The sequence below is a fragment of the Calothrix sp. UHCC 0171 genome, from assembly GCF_034931845.1.
Lineage (GTDB): Bacteria > Cyanobacteriota > Cyanobacteriia > Cyanobacteriales > Nostocaceae > Brunnivagina.
Genome location: NZ_JAYGHN010000014.1, coordinates 60,199 through 79,678, shown reverse-complemented (window position 1 = coordinate 79,678; position 19,480 = coordinate 60,199). Strand labels below are relative to the sequence as shown.

19 protein-coding genes and 1 pseudogene are annotated in these 19,480 nt (G+C 36.5%); 12 read left to right on the top strand and 8 right to left on the bottom strand.

From position 1 onward, the window contains the following. Positions 1–242: 242 nt before the first annotated feature. Positions 243–1,343: a HindVP family restriction endonuclease gene (locus VB733_RS13060; RefSeq protein ID WP_323340492.1), complete on the top strand. Its 1,101-nt coding sequence runs from the start codon at positions 243–245 to the stop codon at positions 1,341–1,343. A gap of 23 nt (positions 1,344–1,366) precedes the next feature. Then, on the top strand, positions 1,367–2,359 hold the full coding sequence (locus tag VB733_RS13055) for a DNA cytosine methyltransferase (protein ID WP_416336315.1): 993 nt from the start codon (positions 1,367–1,369) through the stop codon (positions 2,357–2,359). A 105-nt stretch (positions 2,360–2,464) separates the two neighbouring features. Here VB733_RS13055 and VB733_RS13050 read toward each other — a convergent pair whose 3' ends face one another. The 7 genes from VB733_RS13050 to VB733_RS13020 all read right to left on the bottom strand — a co-directional run bounded on the left by VB733_RS13050 (position 2,465) and on the right by VB733_RS13020 (position 8,157). Next, positions 2,465–3,286 (bottom strand): NAD-dependent epimerase/dehydratase family protein, encoded by an 822-nt coding sequence (locus tag VB733_RS13050; RefSeq protein ID WP_323340491.1) that lies wholly within the window; start codon positions 3,284–3,286, stop codon positions 2,465–2,467. A 44-nt stretch (positions 3,287–3,330) separates the two neighbouring features. Next, positions 3,331–3,960 (bottom strand): Holliday junction branch migration protein RuvA, encoded by a 630-nt coding sequence (ruvA, locus tag VB733_RS13045; RefSeq protein ID WP_323340490.1) that lies wholly within the window; start codon positions 3,958–3,960, stop codon positions 3,331–3,333. Then, on the bottom strand, positions 3,957–4,772 hold the full coding sequence (locus tag VB733_RS13040) for a sucrose-phosphate phosphatase (protein ID WP_323340489.1): 816 nt from the start codon (positions 4,770–4,772) through the stop codon (positions 3,957–3,959). The genes ruvA and VB733_RS13040 overlap by 4 nt, the downstream gene beginning before the upstream one ends. A gap of 238 nt (positions 4,773–5,010) precedes the next feature. Then, positions 5,011–5,580 (bottom strand): Uma2 family endonuclease, encoded by a 570-nt coding sequence (locus VB733_RS13035; RefSeq protein WP_323340488.1) that lies wholly within the window; start codon positions 5,578–5,580, stop codon positions 5,011–5,013. Positions 5,581–5,749: 169 nt separating this feature from the next. Next, positions 5,750–5,974, bottom strand: coding sequence for an exodeoxyribonuclease VII small subunit (gene xseB / locus VB733_RS13030; RefSeq protein WP_323340487.1), 225 nt, complete (start codon positions 5,972–5,974; stop codon positions 5,750–5,752). 20 nt (positions 5,975–5,994) lie between these two features. Further along, positions 5,995–7,218, bottom strand: a complete 1,224-nt coding sequence (gene xseA / locus VB733_RS13025; protein WP_323340486.1) for an exodeoxyribonuclease VII large subunit — start codon at positions 7,216–7,218, stop codon at positions 5,995–5,997. 75 nt (positions 7,219–7,293) lie between these two features. Continuing rightward, positions 7,294–8,157: a helix-turn-helix transcriptional regulator gene (locus VB733_RS13020; protein WP_323340485.1), complete on the bottom strand. Its 864-nt coding sequence runs from the start codon at positions 8,155–8,157 to the stop codon at positions 7,294–7,296. Positions 8,158–8,355: 198 nt separating this feature from the next. On the opposite strand from VB733_RS13020, the gene VB733_RS13015 reads away from it, so the two are divergent. From VB733_RS13015 to cas3, 7 genes and pseudogenes are all read left to right on the top strand, one after another. Next, the gene (locus VB733_RS13015) at positions 8,356–8,619 is read left to right on the top strand and encodes a DUF433 domain-containing protein (RefSeq protein WP_323340484.1); all 264 of its coding nucleotides are present in this window, start codon (positions 8,356–8,358) and stop codon (positions 8,617–8,619) included. Then, entirely contained in the window at positions 8,616–8,720 is a 105-nt protein-coding gene (locus VB733_RS13010) for a DUF5615 family PIN-like protein (RefSeq protein ID WP_323340483.1), read from the top strand. The genes VB733_RS13015 and VB733_RS13010 overlap by 4 nt, the downstream gene beginning before the upstream one ends. A gap of 15 nt (positions 8,721–8,735) precedes the next feature. Continuing rightward, positions 8,736–8,993: pseudogene (locus VB733_RS13005) on the top strand (DUF5615 family PIN-like protein); the annotation flags it as partial. Positions 8,994–8,997: 4 nt separating this feature from the next. Beyond that, the gene (locus VB733_RS13000) at positions 8,998–11,466 is read left to right on the top strand and encodes a hypothetical protein (protein ID WP_323340482.1); all 2,469 of its coding nucleotides are present in this window, start codon (positions 8,998–9,000) and stop codon (positions 11,464–11,466) included. A gap of 2 nt (positions 11,467–11,468) precedes the next feature. Beyond that, entirely contained in the window at positions 11,469–12,368 is a 900-nt protein-coding gene (locus tag VB733_RS12995) for a hypothetical protein (RefSeq protein ID WP_323340481.1), read from the top strand. Between the two features lie 3 nt (positions 12,369–12,371). Next, positions 12,372–13,199 (top strand): hypothetical protein, encoded by an 828-nt coding sequence (locus VB733_RS12990; protein WP_323340480.1) that lies wholly within the window; start codon positions 12,372–12,374, stop codon positions 13,197–13,199. Next, a complete protein-coding gene (gene cas3 / locus VB733_RS12985; RefSeq protein ID WP_323340479.1) occupies positions 13,192–15,861 on the top strand; it encodes a CRISPR-associated helicase Cas3' in 2,670 nt (889 codons plus the stop codon). The genes VB733_RS12990 and cas3 overlap by 8 nt, the downstream gene beginning before the upstream one ends. Before the next feature lie 47 nt (positions 15,862–15,908). Here the strand turns inward: cas3 and VB733_RS12980 are convergent, their stop codons facing one another. Beyond that, entirely contained in the window at positions 15,909–16,313 is a 405-nt protein-coding gene (locus tag VB733_RS12980) for a hypothetical protein (protein ID WP_323340478.1), read from the bottom strand. A gap of 57 nt (positions 16,314–16,370) precedes the next feature. On the opposite strand from VB733_RS12980, the gene cas6 reads away from it, so the two are divergent. From cas6 to cas1d, 3 genes are all read left to right on the top strand, one after another. Beyond that, a complete protein-coding gene (cas6, locus tag VB733_RS12975) occupies positions 16,371–17,210 on the top strand; it encodes a CRISPR-associated endoribonuclease Cas6 (protein WP_323340477.1) in 840 nt (279 codons plus the stop codon). 102 nt (positions 17,211–17,312) lie between these two features. Further along, positions 17,313–17,900, top strand: coding sequence for a CRISPR-associated protein Cas4 (gene cas4 / locus VB733_RS12970; RefSeq protein WP_323340476.1), 588 nt, complete (start codon positions 17,313–17,315; stop codon positions 17,898–17,900). A gap of 87 nt (positions 17,901–17,987) precedes the next feature. Continuing rightward, complete coding sequence (cas1d, locus tag VB733_RS12965) at positions 17,988–18,992, top strand: type I-D CRISPR-associated endonuclease Cas1d (RefSeq protein ID WP_323340475.1); 1,005 nt, start codon at positions 17,988–17,990, stop codon at positions 18,990–18,992. Positions 18,993–19,480: the final 488 nt, after the last annotated feature.

The window sequence follows — 19,480 nt, the reverse complement described above, 5'->3', positions numbered from 1 at the left end:
GTTTATTTATTTTTCAGATTATTTTGCTGAAAGCAATGTCAAGGATTACGTATCATCTGCTGATAAGCTAATGAGCATTTCAGTTGCATAAAACCAGGATTGTTCGCGGAGCATTCCCGTAGAGTAGTCCATACTACCAGCGAATCAGTCTGAAAATAATGAATGGCGATTAGCTTACACAGCATCGGGCAACAGTAATAGTTGAGTTATAAAAAACACAAGAAAATACAAAAAACAAGTAAATGTCGCAAGAAACTTCTAAACCAGAATTATTCGGAATCAAAAATTCTAACAGAGATTTTTCACAACAAGAAAGTTGGGGTAAAAATCAATTTAATAATTCTTTTCCTGCATCACTAGCATGTTATATGGATTCAATTGGATTACAACCAGTTTATTTAACCTTAGATCAAGGACTTAAAGTTACACAGGAAAAAATAGAAGTAAGCGAAATTTTTGGCATTAAACCTCTCTCTCCTAATTTATTCTTCGCATTTGAGAGTGATTATGTACCATATCTTAAGATAGTTACAGGAAAGTTACCGAGACTTGATTTAGTTACACTCGATACTACATCTGATGCATCTTGCTTGCGAGGAATAGAAATTAAGTTAACAGCATTACCTGATAATTCTACTTACAAGTTGAGCGATGATAAATATGGTTGCGAGATAGTTACTAGACCGGACACGATAGTCTACCTAGCATTAACTATAGTTGATAAATTTCAAAATCATAGAGATATATTACTTAACTATCTTGATCCAGTATTGAGCAAAGTTCAAGATTGGGCAAGTATACGAAGTATATTACCTCATATAGTAGATATTGCTGATTGTCTAGATAATTTACTGATCAATTATATTAATATTCAGACACCTTTTGTGATGCAGCCTGTATGGAAAACAGTAGGAAAAACATCAAAGCTATATAAACAATGTTTGGATATATTTATCTGGAGTAATTTTGCGTTTACACGATTGTTTTTTGATGTGACCAAGAGGTGTATTCAAAAAGAAGAAACAATACAAAGACCTATGCGCTCCGTAATTTGGCTGGGAAGGATGCTATATGATTTTGCACAAACTGGAAAAATTCACCATAAGCTAATTATTGATACTCTGACATACAATACAAAAAACGATAAAGCTTTTGCTTTAAATGGTTTAAACACCTTTCATTATATGAAATGTCAAGAACTAATATCGCCAAGAGTTACAAAAGATGAAGTCAGAAGTATTATTCTAGGTGGAGGGCAAAACTTTTTAAGTCCCGAAAGGCGCTTTGATGCTATTATCTTGAGTAATCCAGAGATTTTTGACGAAAATCTAAAGCAAATTTGATTACAGCAATGATAGTGACAAATATCAGTAATAATTTAATAACTATTGACTTATTCGCTGGATGTGGAGGGTTTTCTCTAGGCTTCAAAAATGCAGGTTTTAATATAATTGCCGCCTTTGATAATTGGGAGCCGGCAATCAAAGTTTATAGGAAAAATTTTCATCATCCAATTTATAATTGTGACCTGGGGAATTTAGACAATTACTCAATTTTACAACAACTCAATCCAGAGATTATTATTGGTGGCGCACCATGTCAAGATTTTTCAAGTGCTGGTAAACGCAATGAAGATTTAGGCAGAGGTGATTTAAGTATATCTTTTGCTGAAATTATTGCCGCAACTAAGCCAAATTACTTTGTCATGGAAAATGTTGAACTATATACTAAATCTAAAAAATATACTCAAGTTCATAATATCTTAAAAATGAGTAATTATGGATTAACTGAAACTGTAATTAATGCAAGTTTATGCGGTGTACCTCAAAATAGAAAAAGGTACTTCTGTATTGGTGAATTATATGGAGAGGATAATAGTTTAACTACATATTTGAAGGAAAACTTTACAAAAAAGCCAATTACTGTTAGGGAATATTTAGGAAATAGTTTAGGAATACAATTTTATTATAGACATCCAAGAAGCTATAAAAGAAGAGCAATTTTTAGCATAGATGAGCCAAGTCCAACAATTAGAGGAGTAAATAGACCAATTCCCAAAACTTATCAACAGCATCATAAAGATGCAGCACCCATAACCCAAGAAATTCGTCCATTAACTACCATTGAGAGAAGTTATATACAAACTTTCCCTGATGATTTTATATTTGATGAATTGAATCATTCTAAAACCGACTTAGAACAAATGATTGGGAATGCAGTACCTGTAAAGCTGGCAGAGTATGTGGGAAAATGTTTGTTGAGTTATATTAACGATAAAAATACTTATAAAAATCAAACCACAAGTAACCCAGATAAAAATAAATTCCCACCAAAACAACTGTGCTTACCGTTCCCCTAATTTATTTTTAACCACTGGAAAAATGTTCAGTTTAGTGCGATCGCATTTTTTTACAAAAACCTAAAAGCAAAATTATTCTCACTCCTCACTTCTACAATCTTTTGATTAAAAAATCATCTCTGGATGAATCAACTTATAACCTGCATCTTTAATTTTTTGATTGGATATCTTAGCATTATAATTTCGATTACTTGGTTGCGAATTATCCCAAGTTACTTGAGGTAAATTATGAGTTTCGCAAACACGAGCAATCACCTCACGATTTAATAAATTTGCATCATCTACCAAATTATAAATCCCTTGCAAATGATAGTGTCGCGCAAATTCGATCGCGCCAACAATATCATCTAAATGTATCCAATTTGAAGGTTCACTACCATCCCCAGGACGAGTCTGTCCGGCAACTCGACTGTAAATTTTGGCGAGTTCACGATTTTCACCATAAATTCCCCCCAATCGCAAAATACAAACACGCAATTTATCTGTTAATTCTGTGAGTAAAACTTGTTCAGTTTTCTGGAGAATTTTTTGATTTTCATTGCGTGGTTCTGTTGCTGTTGCTTCGTCAACCAATGCACCATTTTTATCACCATATACAGAGCAGCTACTCGTATAGATAATTTGCTTCACCGATGATTTTTTTAAGATTTCGGCGACAGTTTCAGCAGTTTTTAAATAAGTATCTGTATAGGAAATACCACGGTTAGGTGAAATACTCAATAAAACGCAATCTTGACCATGCAAAACTGCTTCTAAAGCGGCGCGATCGCTTCCTTGTAAAACAACTACTTTTTCCGCAATATTTTCTAATTCTAAAACTCGTTCCGGTGTTGTAGTAGTTACTGTAATTACCAAAGTCATTTTTTGTTGCCAATATTTAGCAACCGCAGAACCGACATAACCACAACCAATAATTAAAACATTCATAAATAAATGCACTCTGGGTTAAAAATAATCCCAAATCCACAATCCTAGACTTCCGTACTGCTCAAATGAGCGATCGCTTGACGTATCCAATCCTCAACAAAGGCATCTTTAGGCAGCCCAATATCTTCGCTGACGTAGTGCAAAGCATGACTCACTTCGCTAGCTGTGTAACCAAGTGCTAACAGAGTGCTTTGTACCTCTTCCAAGATACTCGGTGCAGGTCCTTGAGTAGCAACGAAGAAACCTGCTGTTTTCCGCCATTCGATTAATTTACTCTTGAGTTCCAAACAGATGCGTTCTGCGGTTTTCTTACCCACACCCGGAGCCTGGATAATTAACTGGACATTGGTGGTGACAATCGCCTGCACTAACTCAGGTACTTCCAGTGTATCCAGTAATGCGATCGCTAATGCCGCACCAATTCCACTAACACTTAACAAATGTTTAAATAAGTCCCGTTCTGATGGTGAGCCAAAGCCATATAGCAACGGTACTTCTTCGCGGATTTGGTAATGGGTGAAAATTTGCACAGTATCACCCATACTCGGTAATTGTTTTGCCAACCTCCCCGGAATCAACAAATCATAGCCCATACCATTTACCTCTAGGGTAAGCGTATGACGACTACCACTACTTTGAACACCAGCAACAATTCCTTTGAGATAACTAATCATTCTAAGAAACCAAAATGTTTCAAACCTTCTAAAATTCCACCTGCACAAATATTCTTTGCCAGGTAGCGATTATCAGCAGGATTTTCGCTATGCCATTGAATTAACTCTGGACGAGCATTCCCTACTATAATTCCTCTTTCTTCCCCTGCGGCAAATAAAGCAATATCATTGCCGGAATCGCCACAAGCAACAGTTTGTTCGGCTACAAATCCCCACTTTTGACGCAGAAACCGCATTGCCTGACCTTTATCACTGTTCTTGGGCACAATGTCAAGGTCAATTCCGCTACTGTAGATTAACTTTATATTTAAACCACATTTTTGCAATTCTGTCTCAAGTTTTTGCAAAATTCTTTCGGAAGCTGATTCTTCAAGGAAAAAACTGACCTTATAAGGTCGCTGTTCAGTATCGGGTTGTGATTTTAGTTCATCAAACTTATCAGTAATTGATACCACAGTATTGCGGTTCCATCCGGTCGCAATTTGTGCTGACCAATCGCGATCGAAATTATCACCCTTCGGGTTTGTCAGTTTACCAGAAAGGATATCTTCCCCGGTAATTGACTCACTACTATTTATGTAAATTTCTGTACCAACTGCAACAACTAATGCATCTGGTTCAATCAGTTTTTTCTCTACTGCTAATTGACGATACAGCACAGATGAGCGCCCAGTCGCATAAACGATTTTCGAGCCATGCTCTTGGCGATGTTGACTTAATCTATAGTTGAGTTCTTGTAATGCTTTGTCGTCTTCAGTATCGTGATTAACAAGAGTATTGTCCAAATCGGTTACGAACATAAACTGAGACATAGGAACCTCGCATGATAGTTTTCACCATCACAAAGTTTAGGTTGTTTTGTGACTATTTGTTAACCGGGCTGAAAAATTAACATTCCCAACTTATTAAAAAAGCCGAGAATCGAAAGCTGCTTAATTTTTATATATAGCAGTGTACGTTTTCATTGAATACAGAGAGAGGCGTGACTGCATTTACATGAAACCATCTGTATAAATTTATGTATTTTCACAAATTCATAATCTTTAGATGCTAAACAAAACTCAACCAATTAAACACATCTTCCACTGTTAATTGCCAATTTTGTAAAACATCCAAAACAGGTAAAATATCTTGCTTATCCTTTACTTCTGGTAATTGATTCGGTTGAAAAACAGTAATTGATTCATCATCAGGGTCAAGAAAATAACCTAACTTTGTCCCATTTTGCAGGCAAAATAGAATTTTACGAATCACTTTGTTAGCAGATTGTTCAGGTGACAGAATTTCAATAACCCAATCTGGAGCAATTTCAAATTTATTCGCAATTCTGCCTTTCTCATCAAGAGGAATTTTTTGCCATTCAAATACAGCAATATCTGGCACTATCGATTTACCAGCAAAAGTACAGCGTAATTCTGTAAATGCATAAACTAACTTTTTTGCTTTTCCTACTTGATTTACAGTAGAAGCGAATTCAACTTGTAAAGTACTATGTTGTCCTTGTGGCATAGGTTTCTGGTAGATTCCCCCATCAAAATATTCGCTAGCAGGTTTTGTTTCCGGCAACTTTAAAAACTCATCTAAACTTAGTGTTGATGTTGGTTCAATAGATAAAGTCATAAATAATAATTCCTGATTCTCTCAAAATTTAGATGTTGTTAGTCAGCAATCATTAATAAAGAGCAAAATTAATTAAATAATAATTCAACTGTAATTGATTGTTCTCCAAGTCACCCTATCTCCCCATCTCCGCGTCAGTTTTATCCTAATTATTGAGACAGACTTGATATCATTCATCTTGGAGAGTTTCAATCAATAAATCCACTTGCTGTTGACGTTCCTGCAAAAAACGATCGCATTCTTTCAAACCCTCCACCGCAGTGGCAAATTGCTCAAATACGTCCGCCAAATCCAAATCACCACCCTCAATCTTGGCGATAATCTCCTCAATTTCCCTCACCTTGCCCTCATAACTCCAAGTTTCTTCTTTCTTCCCAGCCTTACCCTTAACCATCTCTTCCCTTTCCCCAACATTTACTCAATTACCTTTACCTTCACATTACCTTCCCCCAATAGCACAGACAACTCCTCCCCTATAGATAATTGTGACTGCGATCGCACAATTTCTCCATTTTCCTTTCTTACCACCGCATACCCCCGCAACAAAACCGCCTTAGGGTCGAGAGTTACTAACTTCTGTCGCAACATTTCCACATGTTGTCGAGACTGCTGCAACTTCCCTGCTGTCGCTTGCAATAACCTCTGACGCTTCCAAGCTAACTTCTGTACCTCCTGGGAAAGCTGTTTATTTAACCCCACCCTCTGCAAACGATTTCTTAAATCCTGTAATCTATCCTCGGCATCCCCCAACAAAAAACGTACCGTATCAAACAAACCATCAATCCGATTTAAATGCTGATTATACAAATCCGTCAGTGCTGGAATTACCCGCTCCGCAGCCGCAGTTGGTGTATGCACACATATATCAGCCGCTAAATCAGCCAAAGACTCATCCCGTTGATGTCCAATACCCGTAATCACCGGAATTTTACAACTCGCAACAGCCCGCACCACCCGTTCATCGTTAAAACAAGCCAATTCCTCAACTGCACCTCCACCACGCGATAAAATTAACACCTCCGCACGTCCATCTTTTTCCACCCTTTGAATTGCTTTGACAATAGAATTGGGTGCTTCCTCCCCCTGAACCACTGCCGGGGAAAACAACACATATAACCCTGGATACCTTCCCCGTAAAGTCCTTTGAATGTCGCCCCAAGCCGCCGCCGTCGGAGAAGTAACCACAGCAATTGTGTGGGGATGTAGGGGAATATTGCGCTTTCTCTCTTCAGCAAATAACCCTTCTGACTCCAAGCGACTTTTGAGTTGCTTATATTGCAGAGCTTGCAAACCTTCCCCCGCAGGTAAAACTTGCCACACCTGAAGTTGGTATTCTCCACGAGAAGGATACAACCTAATGCTGCCCAAAATAATTACCTGTTCCCCCTGATTAGGCATTTGCATCAATTTGGGAACTTGGCTTTTCCAAGTAACACATTTAATTGATGCACCACCACCTGGGTCTTGGAGTGTAAAAAATAACCCCACACGGTGATTATTTGCACTAGAAACTTCACCAATTACCCAGATGTGGCGGAGAATTTCATTTTCTTCCAGAAGCAACTGAATATATTCAGTTAAACCAGCAACGGAAACGGCAGTATCAGGGATAGATGTACTTAGAAAGTCAAGATTCATGGAGATAGTAGGTATTTTGCGGACATCAATATTATTGATTGTTGCAAATCTCCAGCATCTTGATTCAGTTACTTGCTAATCCCTGGTTTCAATATCGTACAAATCGCACAAAGTCAGGATTTTTTGCTTAATGAGCGATCGCACATTCTCTGGTGATACTACTACACAATCCTCACCATACCGCAACACTTCCCGAATCAACCAAAAGGGATTGGATACTTTCCTTTCAACTTGACGCACATCTCCAATGACTCGATTGTCAATATCTTCGCTGCGGGGTTCATAAGCTTTTGCTAGTCCCTTTGAAAAGTGCAAGTACACTTTAATAAAATCTAATCCTTCACCGCGCCATTGACCTTGCACTTCCTCCATATGAGTAATTCGATCCATTCGCAAACAGCGATTGTGGATGAGTTCGGGAAAATCGGGATTTTTGATATCTTCTGTCTCATTACACCAAATAGTAAGGTAAAATCGCTTTTCTTGGAAAGACACCTCTGCATAGCGGGCTGTAAATTCTAAAATCTCTCCTTGAGCATTACGATAGCCGATTTTAAAGGGTTGCTTACGTTGTTGAAAGTCATCGATTTGCGATCGCCAATTCACTCCTTGATGGCTAATTAGCTGGGTTAATGCTTGATATAGTGGTGTTTCCAGGTTTCCCTGTGCCAATAACAAGCTTAAAAGGGTTTGTGCTTCAATCACATAGCCAGTATCGACGAGAATTCGCGATGCTTGTTGTAGTGCTGCTACCTGCTCGGAAGTTAAGGTAAACAGCTTGTTAACCTCTGGCTTTTGTTGTGCGATCGCCACTAACAATCCAGAGATACTAGGAGTTGTTTTACCCCAGAAAATACCCAAACTACGGGCAATTTCTTCCAGTTGCTCCTTAGTACCATCTGGGATTGACAGTGTAATTGTAGTTTTTTTCCTTGGCATCGATTTTTTGTAATTACACTATTGACATATTTTGTTCTATAGAGTTATTGTAACTGTATACAAGATTAATAACCTTTCTGGAAAAATTTACCCAGAGGAAAACCCTCCTCGCAGCTTTTCGCTGTGGGAAGTAGAAACTCAAAAATAGAAACTCAAAAATCAAGATAGATTAGAGAAAACCATGACAGGCAAAAGGTTATGACTAGCGATAATTTACTTGCTCGAATTTCCATCAATCCCAACATTTGCTTTGGTAAACCTTGCATTAAGGGACATCGAATTTGGGTATCGATGATTTTGGATTATTTAGCGGGGGGGGTAAGTATTGAGGAGCTTTTGGAAGAATACCCAGGTATTGAGCGAGAAGATATTTTAGCTTGTATTGCCTATGGTGCAGAGATGAGTAAAGGCTATTTTGTTGAGATTCCCATAGGGACAAATAAGGAAACAACAAAAAAGTGAAAATCAAACTGGATGAGCATCTTGGTAGTGTGCGGGTTGTTACGTGGTTACGTTTTGCAGGACATGATGTAGCAACAGTTAAAGAACAGGGTTTAACTTAAACTCCTGACGAGGAATTAATCAATATTTGTACTTCTGAGCGTAGGTGTTTAGTAACTAACGATAGAGGTTTTGGCAATCGTCTTAAATATAATCCTGCTAACTATGCTGGAATTATCGTGATTCGTTTACCATCTCACCATAATTTTGATGATTTACGAGTAGCGATAGACACTTTAATTATGGGAGTAGAGGAAGCGGAAGTTATAGGCAAATTGTGGGTAATTCAAAGTGGCAGTATTCAGGAATATCAACCAATTGAGCCAGATATCTAATCAAATGACTACTAATAAACAACGTATTCAGATATTGACCAGTGCTTTAGTCGCTGATGTCATATCTGCAAACAGATTGCAACTAATCGCAATCTTAGCAATTCAACCGGAAGCGATCGCAGTTATCGAACAATTTGATTCTCCGAAATTAAAGCGGGAGTTCAGACTAACAAAGTGCGATCGCGATTCAGAAACTACCTTATTACTTGAATATCAGGGAAATAAAGTCATCTACCAGGGTAAAGAAATCGGTAAAATCCAGATTCTCTATAAATCTCCCTTGCCAGGTGAGTTACAAGCAAGGTTGTCTACTGAAAGTACAATTGACCGATTTTTAGAATATCTACAAAAAGAGTACAAAATTACCGTACTTGATGAAAGCGATCGCCATGTGAGAATTTTCATCCCAAATAAGCCAATAGCAAGCTTTACAGAACTTTGGGAAGAGTTTCTCAAAAAAGTTGCTTTTTCTGCTTATGGCTACCCTAAATATCAGCTATCGGGTTTAGTCCAGACATTTATTCAAATGTTAAACTCTGTAACTCTTTCTGGACGAGGTTTTAGCACCTTGGATGTACCAGTTTTAACTCAAGAACAATCAAATGTATTAGCAGCTTGCTACTTTGCAGTGATAAGAGATGTTGGAAAGCGTCAGGAAGTTAGACAAGTACAGATAGACAAGTTACAAGAGGAGTTGGGAAAAAATGACTTAGATGAAAAAACACAAAAATCTAAAACCAAAGAACTGCAAGATAAGCAAGCAATGCAGAATAAAGAAGCTCAAAAATATAATGAATATTTCCGAAAGTCATTTATTAAAAGCCTAGAAGAACAAAATACTGCTTGGCAAGAGTTGATTCAATTAGAAACTCAATTTGCACAGGGGAATTTATCTAAAGCTGAACAGCGTAAATTAGAAAAACAGCAAGAAAAGCTCAAAGAAAAACTGATTTTTTCTCAAGAATTCATTCGAGATAAGTTACAATTATTTCAACAATCTGGAGACAGCCCATTCGATTTTATTCAGATAGATGAGCAAAATCATCCAGAGAACTTTCAAGATATCCGCAAAATTTCCAAAAACTTTACCAAAACGGCAACAGACCAAATAAATTCGACTCGTGGCGATATTTTTACCCAATGTATCTCAGAAATGTATCGCCTAGTCGAAAATAAACCTAACGACCCATTACCACCACCATTATTGACCGAACAGGTAGTTTTTGGAGAAGCGCGATCGCCTGGAGATGAGAGTAAGGAATTTTGTTATTCTTGTGGTGTTAAACTCGACCCTAAAACTGCACGTTGGCAAGTTCTCAGATTTATGTTTGAGCGTCCTTCTCAACGTCGTCAATCATCATCAAGTGAAGGTAGACCACATATTTGTGCTTCTTGTTCTGCATTAGCTTTTGCATCACCATTAAAGGTTACAGATGAAAGTATTATTTTGCAGCTTCAATCTGCGGATAATAGTAACACTTCTGAACTAAAAATTAAAGACTATCTGCGAATGCTAACAAATAAAGAAATGCATTTAAGCGCTGGTCGTTATTTAATTCTGGCTTCTGATAAAACAAATACAGGAGATTTAGCATCCCAAAAAATGGGTCAAATTCAGTATGCACTAGTAAAAGCTGCTTCAATTTTTCCTGTGGAGGTATTGACTGATTTCAAATTTTCACTAATTACTCAAGGTTCTCAAAATATTGTTATTGAAAGTAGGCATCTAATATTTATTAAAGGTTTGATGGAAAGTTATGGTCAACAAATTATTAATGCTGGCAAAGAAGTTAATCTGACTTTAGGTGATGCAATTCGCTATATACAGAAAGATTTACCTTATTTAGCAGACTATACACTTACTAAAGTTGCTAGCATCTCTAATAAATACCAGCTAGAAGCAATTCGTGAAATGTATTGGCAGACAATACAAAATGATTTAAAAGTAAAAGGAGTAAATATGGATTCAGATAATCAATTAGCCAAAAAAGCCAAATTATATAATGATGTTGCTGCATTAACTGGTATTACGTATGCATTTGCTTATTCATTAGAAAAAACGGCAGAAAAAGCTAATAAGGGGAATGATTATGTAAAAAGGGAGGTAAGTAAACTAATCGAAAAGGTTGATGATGCTATTGCTTTTTGTTATTACGCTACGTTAGGAGATGAAAATAAAAAAACTGTTCAAGGAATTTTATATAAAGATGGAGATAAATATTTCATTTACGAAAAAGCTAAGAAATTACTACAAGATTTAGAAATATTGGATAGAGAAAAACAAAGTGACAAAGGTCAATATTATCTAAATATATATGCTGATGATATTTTAATGATTTATCAGCATTTTGCATCTACCAGTGAATATTCTCAAGAAAAAGGCTGGAAGGATTTGACCTATAATCTTAAACTTTCTCTTTACACACGCTTTCCCGAACTAGTTCGCGAGCAAAAATCTACCAAGGAACAATAATCATGGCAACTGGATTACCTAAAACTGACGCTAAAAACCCTCGCTTACACTTTGATATTTACGCAATTCTTGAAGGTTCTCAAGAACTTTATTTTGGTCATGAAGTACAGGTAAATGTCAACTTAGTCGAGACAGTAAAACTCAAAATCAAAGATGAAATATCAACAGAACCTCGTTCAATTGAAAAATGCTATCTTTCCCCTACTAAAAGACGAGGAGTTGAGCGACGCTGTTTGATTTGGGCACCAGTGACAACAGGTCAATTATTAGGTGATAAACAGGACTGTGGTATTCCTAATACCTGTGCTAAACCTGATTGTCCTATCTGTGCTGTATATGGTGGTTTAATAGCAGGAAAGAAAACATTAATTGGTCGTGTAACACATGGTGGTGGTGTTGCAGTACAGGAAATATATCCAGTAGAAAAACAACGTGCAATGCATCCTGCAATTATTTCTAATGACTTATCTAAAAAGGAAGAGAAACCAATTCCTTTTAAGCGAGAATATAACCAACCAGGAATTCTTTACCCCGTGTCAAATCATGCTTTGAGCATAACCGATAAAGAGTTTGCTGCTGTTGCTTATGCTTTTCTAGATGCTTTACCCCGGATTGGTTCTGGGAATCCCAAAGGAATTGCGATCGCTGAATCTACCAACCATCAACCATTATTAATTGTAGATAGATATCTTGTACCCAAACGCAAACGTCCTGTAATATCCCCTACAATTACAAATCCAGAATTAGCAGTTGAAGAATTTATGCGACTTGCAAAAAAACCTGAAGACACAAACACTTATATTCAAGAATCCCACTTTGAGCGCTGGATTGGTGATACTGCTTTAGAAAAATTGCAGGAATATTCCAGTCAGTTTGTTGATGAAATTTTGCAGCACGAATAACTTATGTACTGCCTCCAATTTACTATTCAACCTACGGCAGCGATGACATTTCGTATCCTGCCGGGGTCAATTCTTAACATTTCAACCTATCCCTTTGTGCCTCCAACAACTCTATCAGGGTTTTTACGACGACTTGTAATGATGAGTGTTGGTTTAGATATTCCTGAAACTCGTGTTAATAACGAAAATCCACCAACTTATGCTTTACCACCTAATTATTTAGCATTAGGTGCATATCCAGTTAAAGGAAAACTTAGTGGAGTTCATCGTACTTTTCGTAAAGGGATGCGAGAATTCAACCATGACATATTTTCACGGTTGTATATAGATGAAGAGAAAGCTAATTTTCAATTACATACCTGGGAATATTTCATTGCCGAAGAATTAGTTGGTTATGTAGTTGCTGATTCATCCAATGGATTAGAGCATTTTCAGCGACTACAAGGTTATGGTTGCAAACTAGGTAAAGAAGGTTTTGCAATCGTCACAGAGGTGTCGGAAATAATTGAATTACACCAAGAAACATCTCCAAAGTTTCCTTCAACAATTGTGCCAATGGAAAACTTCTTACAAAGTAACCAATTTGTTGGTGGATGTGATATCTACAACCTTTATCGTCACAAATGGTCAGGTGATGTAAATACTCAATCAGAACCAGAAGGATTTCTAGATAATCAACCTACAAAAGTCGATGATTTTATTCCATTTGTTACAGCATATTTTGCATCAGAAAGTAATTATATTCCGATTCTTGATTTCTATACAGATGGCAATGAAATAAACATTCCTGTGTCTCTGATTAATTTGCTCAAAGGAGAAGTTTATGCTTAAAAATCAACGTCAATATTCTTTTAATTTTGGTAGAGTTTTCTTTCCTAATGATGAAAAAAATCAAATTCCAGAAAAGATATTATTTCAACCTCTAGGCAATCATGTTGGTAATACTGTAAGATTAGCCAAAAAGTGGAAAAAAGAAGGTTTTTCAGATAAGTCTGAGAAAAGAGTTGTAGAAGCAGCGAAAATTCATGATATGGGTAAACCTCAAAAGTTTGAAATTAGAGGAGAAACGAAAGCAGGAAAATTTCAAAAATATATTTACTCTTTTAGAGGACATCGTTTTCTAGCTCAAAGTAATGATAAATGGGCAGAAAAATTAGCTATTGGACATCATGATTTTTCAGTTCATGATATTTGTACTGCTACTTATGAACTGAAGAAAGATGAGAAATATAAAGATATTCTCACTAATGAACCACTAGCTTATGCTCGTGAATTATATATCTTAGAAATGTGCGACCAAATAGAAGCTGAGTTGGCTTGTCGAATTTTTGAAGATGAAAAGCAAGCAGAGTCTCGTACTTTCATGGATTTTACAATAGAGAAGTCTAGCGAAACAACATACTTTATTGACCCTTGGGTATTTGAGAGTATAGAACCAATTGAACTGACTTTTAAATCTTGGGTAATGCAACCCAGTGAAGATGATAAATCTCAACTAGATAAATGCATTAAAGATAATCGAGAAGAAGCACTGGGGAAAACATGCGATCGCATTGTCAAAACATGGTGGCAAGATAAGGAAGGTAAACCGGAAGAATCTATTATTAAAACTATCGAACTCAAACCATATCCTTCCAGAATGGAAAATAAAAATTGGAATGCTCAAGATTTCTATTGTGAACTAGGAGGTTTTACTCCCAATCCAATGCAGGTTGAAATGTTTGATGCTATTTACAGCCAAGATTTAGATAAACATCCAGCTATTTTACTTAAATCTTCTACTGGTTCGGGGAAATTTGAGTCTGTAGTATTTCCAGCATTAGCATCAAATTATCGTCTTATTTTACCTTTACCAGCACGTAGTTTATTAGAAGACCAAAAGCAAAGGATAGAAAAGTATTTAAAGGAATTCTCCAGGCTTTATAGAGATAGAGAAGTCTCTCTTGTGGAAGATACGGGTTCAAAAATGTATCGTTGGGTTTATAAAAAGGGGGAAGAAATTAAACCCCGGACAAAAAATGTAAGACGACACTTGTATAAAGGAGATATTATACTCACAACAATTGATAAATTTCTCTACCGATACTTTGCATTTGGTGATAAACAAAAATCATTTACCTTCCCATTGAGAATTAATCAAGAAAAAACACTTATTTGCTTCGATGAAGCTCATAGTTATGATGAAATCTCATTTACTAATTTTCACAGTCTGGTAAAGTCACTTTACGAAGCAGGACGTTCCATCGTTTTAATGACTGCGACAATGCCTGAAGAATATTTACAGAGATTAGATTATCTAGAAATAATAGATTATATAGATAATCCTGAAAAATATCAATCTCTTAATCAATTCCAGCAAGCTACCTTAAAGCAAGAATATCCTAATCAAAAGAGTTTTGAATGGATAAATAATATTGAACGCGATTCAGAAAATCCAGAATCATTTCAAAATTATTTTTCTCAACTAGTTTTAGCAAAATGGAAAAAAAAGCCAAATTGTAAATTAATTGTAGTAGTCGAAAGAGTCGGTGATGCAGTAGAAATTTATCGACAAGTTAAAAGTTATTTAGGTGCGAATACTGATGAATTAGGGCGTTTTTTATTCCTTTATCATGGTCGTATTGCTGACCAAATTAGACCAAGAATATATCAAGAACTACAAAAACGCGATACCGATAACTTACCTTATATTCTCATCACAACTAGAGCCATAGAAGTTGGTTGTGATTTGAATAGTGAAATTCTAATTACGGAAATTTGCCCTCCAGAAAACTTAATCCAACGTGCAGGACGTTGTAATCGCAAAGGTAATATTGATAATGCGGAGGTAATTGTTATAGGAAACTCTATTCCTGAATTTGCTAACAGTTTAGATGAACTTGGATGGCAGAATTATCAAGAAACTCTTCAATCCTTGAAAGAGTTTGATACTCAGAAAATTGCTGAATGTATTTCTGTTTCACAACAAGTTGATGATTATCGCGTAGTTGAGCTTTTCTCAATGCTACATGATTATGTTTATAATGCCGACTTAACCTGTAAACATGCACACGAAAAAGGTTTAATAATTACTCGAAGTTGGACACCTTCAGCTTCCCTAATTTACAAAGAAGGTAGTAAAGAATCTCATACAATTACAGTACCATTAGACCGATTAATCAAACATGAGGAAAATGACTTTTCAAATACTTACATCTATGAAATCTGCTACAACCCAGAAACTACACGTTGGGATTTACAGCGAGATTTAGGCTGGGGTTGTGCATACTCTAAAGATATCGTAGTGGAAATTCACAAAAATATTGATGGTGCTTGTATATATGATGGAAAACAGGAGTACGATTATGATGAAGAATTGGGTTTTGTTAAGCTTCCTGGTATATTTATCAAGTTAAAATCCCATGATTTTGATGAGAAATTACTATGTAAGCAAAGTGATAAAAAATCAGCAATTATCACTTATACTAAATCGGTGAAAAATGAGACTGATTAATCTGTTTCATCTATGTACTCAGCAAACAATACCATTTTCGTAATTAACTACTTTCCAAAACCAGAACTACGTTTTTTAGATTTCACAGATTGATTTGCTAGAAATTCCTTTGCGAAACCACCTTTATCTTGTAAAAATAACTTGCGAGTACGCTGCTTTTGATATTCTTTTAATTCTGCTGCCAGGGGATGATTAGAATCGATTTCTAAGTGAGTTATGGAAACAACATAAGCTGTAGTATCTGTTGCATCGGATTTTAAAGCACAGGAAATTCCACCATCATCACCACTATAAAGAACAGAGTTAACTTCATATTCTTTGTCAGGATTGGCAATTTCTCCTTTTTCTTTTAACATTCGCAAAAATTGCTTTCCGGGACGTACTTTCATTGGTAAGCTGGCTTTTAATTTCTCGGTTAGTGCGATCGCAACACTACGATCATCAATTTTCATCAGTTTTTCTCCTAATTTTTAGCTTTTTCCAGGTTTTTATCTAATTTTTTAAAATTTATGCCCCACAGTCTCATCCTCAACCTCATTCCCCAATCACCCATCTACCCCAACTATCTTACAGGGAGACATTACCACGCCTTATTCCTCAATCTTATCAGTTCAGTCGATCGCACTCTCGGTGATAAGTTACATGATTCTACAGCAGATAAGCCTTTTACTCTGTCTCCTTTGCAAGTCAAGATGGATGAGGGAATGCGACAACGCAGAGAAGCTGGAAAAAGTCATGTTTTACAATATCAGCAGCAAAAACCTATTCCCCCTGGTACTCCTTGTTGGTGGAGAATATCATTACTCGATGACACCTTATTTAGCAAACTAACGCAACTATGGTTGAATATGAACCCCGAACAACCTTGGCATCTTGGTTCTGCGGATTTATTTATTACTAGCATTCTTGGTACTCCACAGTCTACGCAACCTTGGGCAAATGCTTGTTCCTATGCTCAATTATACGATCGCGCCAGTGAAAGCGAAAAAACGATTAATTTTACTTTGGCGACACCTACTGCTTTTCGTCAAGGGAGTTACGATACTGCTTTACCTAGTAGGGATTCGGTGTTTAAGAGTTTGTTGCAACGCTGGAATAAATATAGTGGGATGGAGTTTAAGTCTGATTGGATTGAGTCAATTTTTCCGAGTTTTTTTAACATCAATACTGAAATTGCTAGCGATTCTCGCAGTAAATTTATTGGCTGTGTTGGTGAGATTAGTTATCGGATTATGGGTGATGTGGAAGTTGAATTAATTAAACAAGTTAATGCTCTTGCTGATTTCGCTTTGTATGCAGGAGTGGGGCGAAAAACACCGATGGGGATGGGAATGTTGAGGAGGATTTAGAAGAAATATTCAGTCAAATGCGGAAGATTTAACTAATAGTCAATCAGCAATAACCAATAAATAATTCACTAATAAATAATCACAACTAGCAATAATTAACCCATGACAGAATATATTTCCATTGCGGCATTAAATCAATATGCCTATTGTTCCCATCGCTGTTGGCGGATGTTTTGTATCGGTGAGTTTACTGATAATCAATATACGATTGAAGGAACAAGTTTACATGACAGGGTACATACAACAGGTGAAGGAAACAGAGAGGAAACTTGGCAAGTGACAGCGATTTGGTTGAAGTCGGAGAAATATCAATTAATTGGAAAATCGGATTTGATTGAGTTAGAAAATGGCGAATGGATACCAGTTGAATATAAGCGAGGAAATAAAGGTGAATGGGATAATGATGAATTACAAGTTTGCGCTCAAGCTTTGTGCTTGGAGGAAATGACGGGAAAAGTCATCAAAAATGGGTATGTTTATTATGCTCAGACTCATCAACGAAAATTGGTAGAAATTTCTGATGAGTTGCGACGGGAAACTATTAACACGATTGCGGATGTGACAAGATTAATTGAGACTGGAGCAATGCCAAAAGCGGTTTATAGTCCAAGGTGTCGTGGTTGTAGTTTGTATGAGCAATGCTTGCCCAAGTTGGCAGAAAAGGTTAGCAAATATTGTGAGGTTGGTTGAGATAATTTTTAACGCAATTTTTTGCTAATTTTTAACTTGATTTTTACTACGTTTTACTTACTTTTTCATAAAATTTGGAGATGATTTATGGGTACTGTTTACATTACTCAAGAAGATGCTTTTATTGCCAAGGTTGATGAAAGATTGAATGTAAAATTTGATAAAAAGACGATTTTAGATATCCCTTTGTTGAAAATTGATGGTGTGGTTGTGATGGGACGTGCAAGTATTTCACCAGCCGCGATCGCAGAACTTATTCAAAACAAAATTTCTCTAACTTTTCTCACTGTTAATGGTAAATATATAGCCCGTTTGGAACCAGAAATGAGTAAGAATATCTTCCTTCGTTCGGCTCAGTGGAAAGCTGCTGGTGAGTCAATTCAAGCTATTCATGTAGCGAAAGGTTTTGTTAGGGGTAAGTTGAAAAATTATCGTAATTCACTGTTAAAAACTCAACGTAATTATCCCGATATTGATACTAGTAAAGGGATTAATCAAATTGAAAGTTCTTTAGTTTCTTTAGAAAAATCAACTACAATTGATTCAATCCGGGGCTGTGAAGGCGCTGGTAGTGCAGCATATTTCGGCTATTTTAATGATTTCATTCGCGTTGATTATTTTAGTTTCAATAATCGCAATCGCCGTCCACCAATAGACCCCGTAAATTCTCTTTTGAGTTTAGGATATTCATTGCTGCGTCACGATATTCAAGGTGCATTAAATATTGTTGGTTTCGACCCATATTTGGGATATTTACATACCGAACGTTACGGTAGACCATCTTTAGCTTTAGATTTGATGGAAGAATTTCGTCCTTTGATTGTTGATTCTTTAGTGCTTGGGGCAATTAATCGGAAAGTTTTTAAGCCATCTGATTTTGTTACAGAACCTGTTAGCAATGCTGTTTCTTTGACGAAGGAAAAATTACATGAATTTCTGAAGTTGTATCAAGAAAAAAAGTTATCAAAGTTTAAGCATCCTGTCTTGGGAATTCAAAAAAATTACCAAGAGACTTTTGAGATACAAGCACGTTTGCTAGGTAAATATCTCATGGGAGAAACTGATAAATATCCACCTTTGGTTATGAAGTAATAGTCAGTTTTTTTCATAAGCTTTACTAACCTTTAGGTTTGGGACTGTGCAAAGCCGCCGCCATTAAATCCACGTCAGTTTTTTTCATAAGCTTTACTAACCTTTAGGTGATTTGAGAAAATTACCCATCTTGTTGTTGGTGTAGCGGGCAAGATGCCTGCACTACAAGAATTTTCGGGAAATCGCCGCTTTTTCTGTAAATTCAACCGTTTGTAGCGGGCAAGATGCCCGCACTACAAGAATTTTATCTTAAAGCTGGAAAATTAATCCAATTCTTTGCGTTTGTAGCGGGCAAGATGCCCGCACTACAAGAATTTTATCTTAAAGCTGGAAAATTAATCCAATTCTTTGCGTTTGTAGCGGGCAAGATGCCCGCACTACAAGAATTTTCGGTACATTATTTCCTGGAAATATCCTTAGAGGTTATGTATAAAGTAAACCTTAAGACTAAAGAAACCCGGTTTCTTGGATTTAAGTATCGAACATCA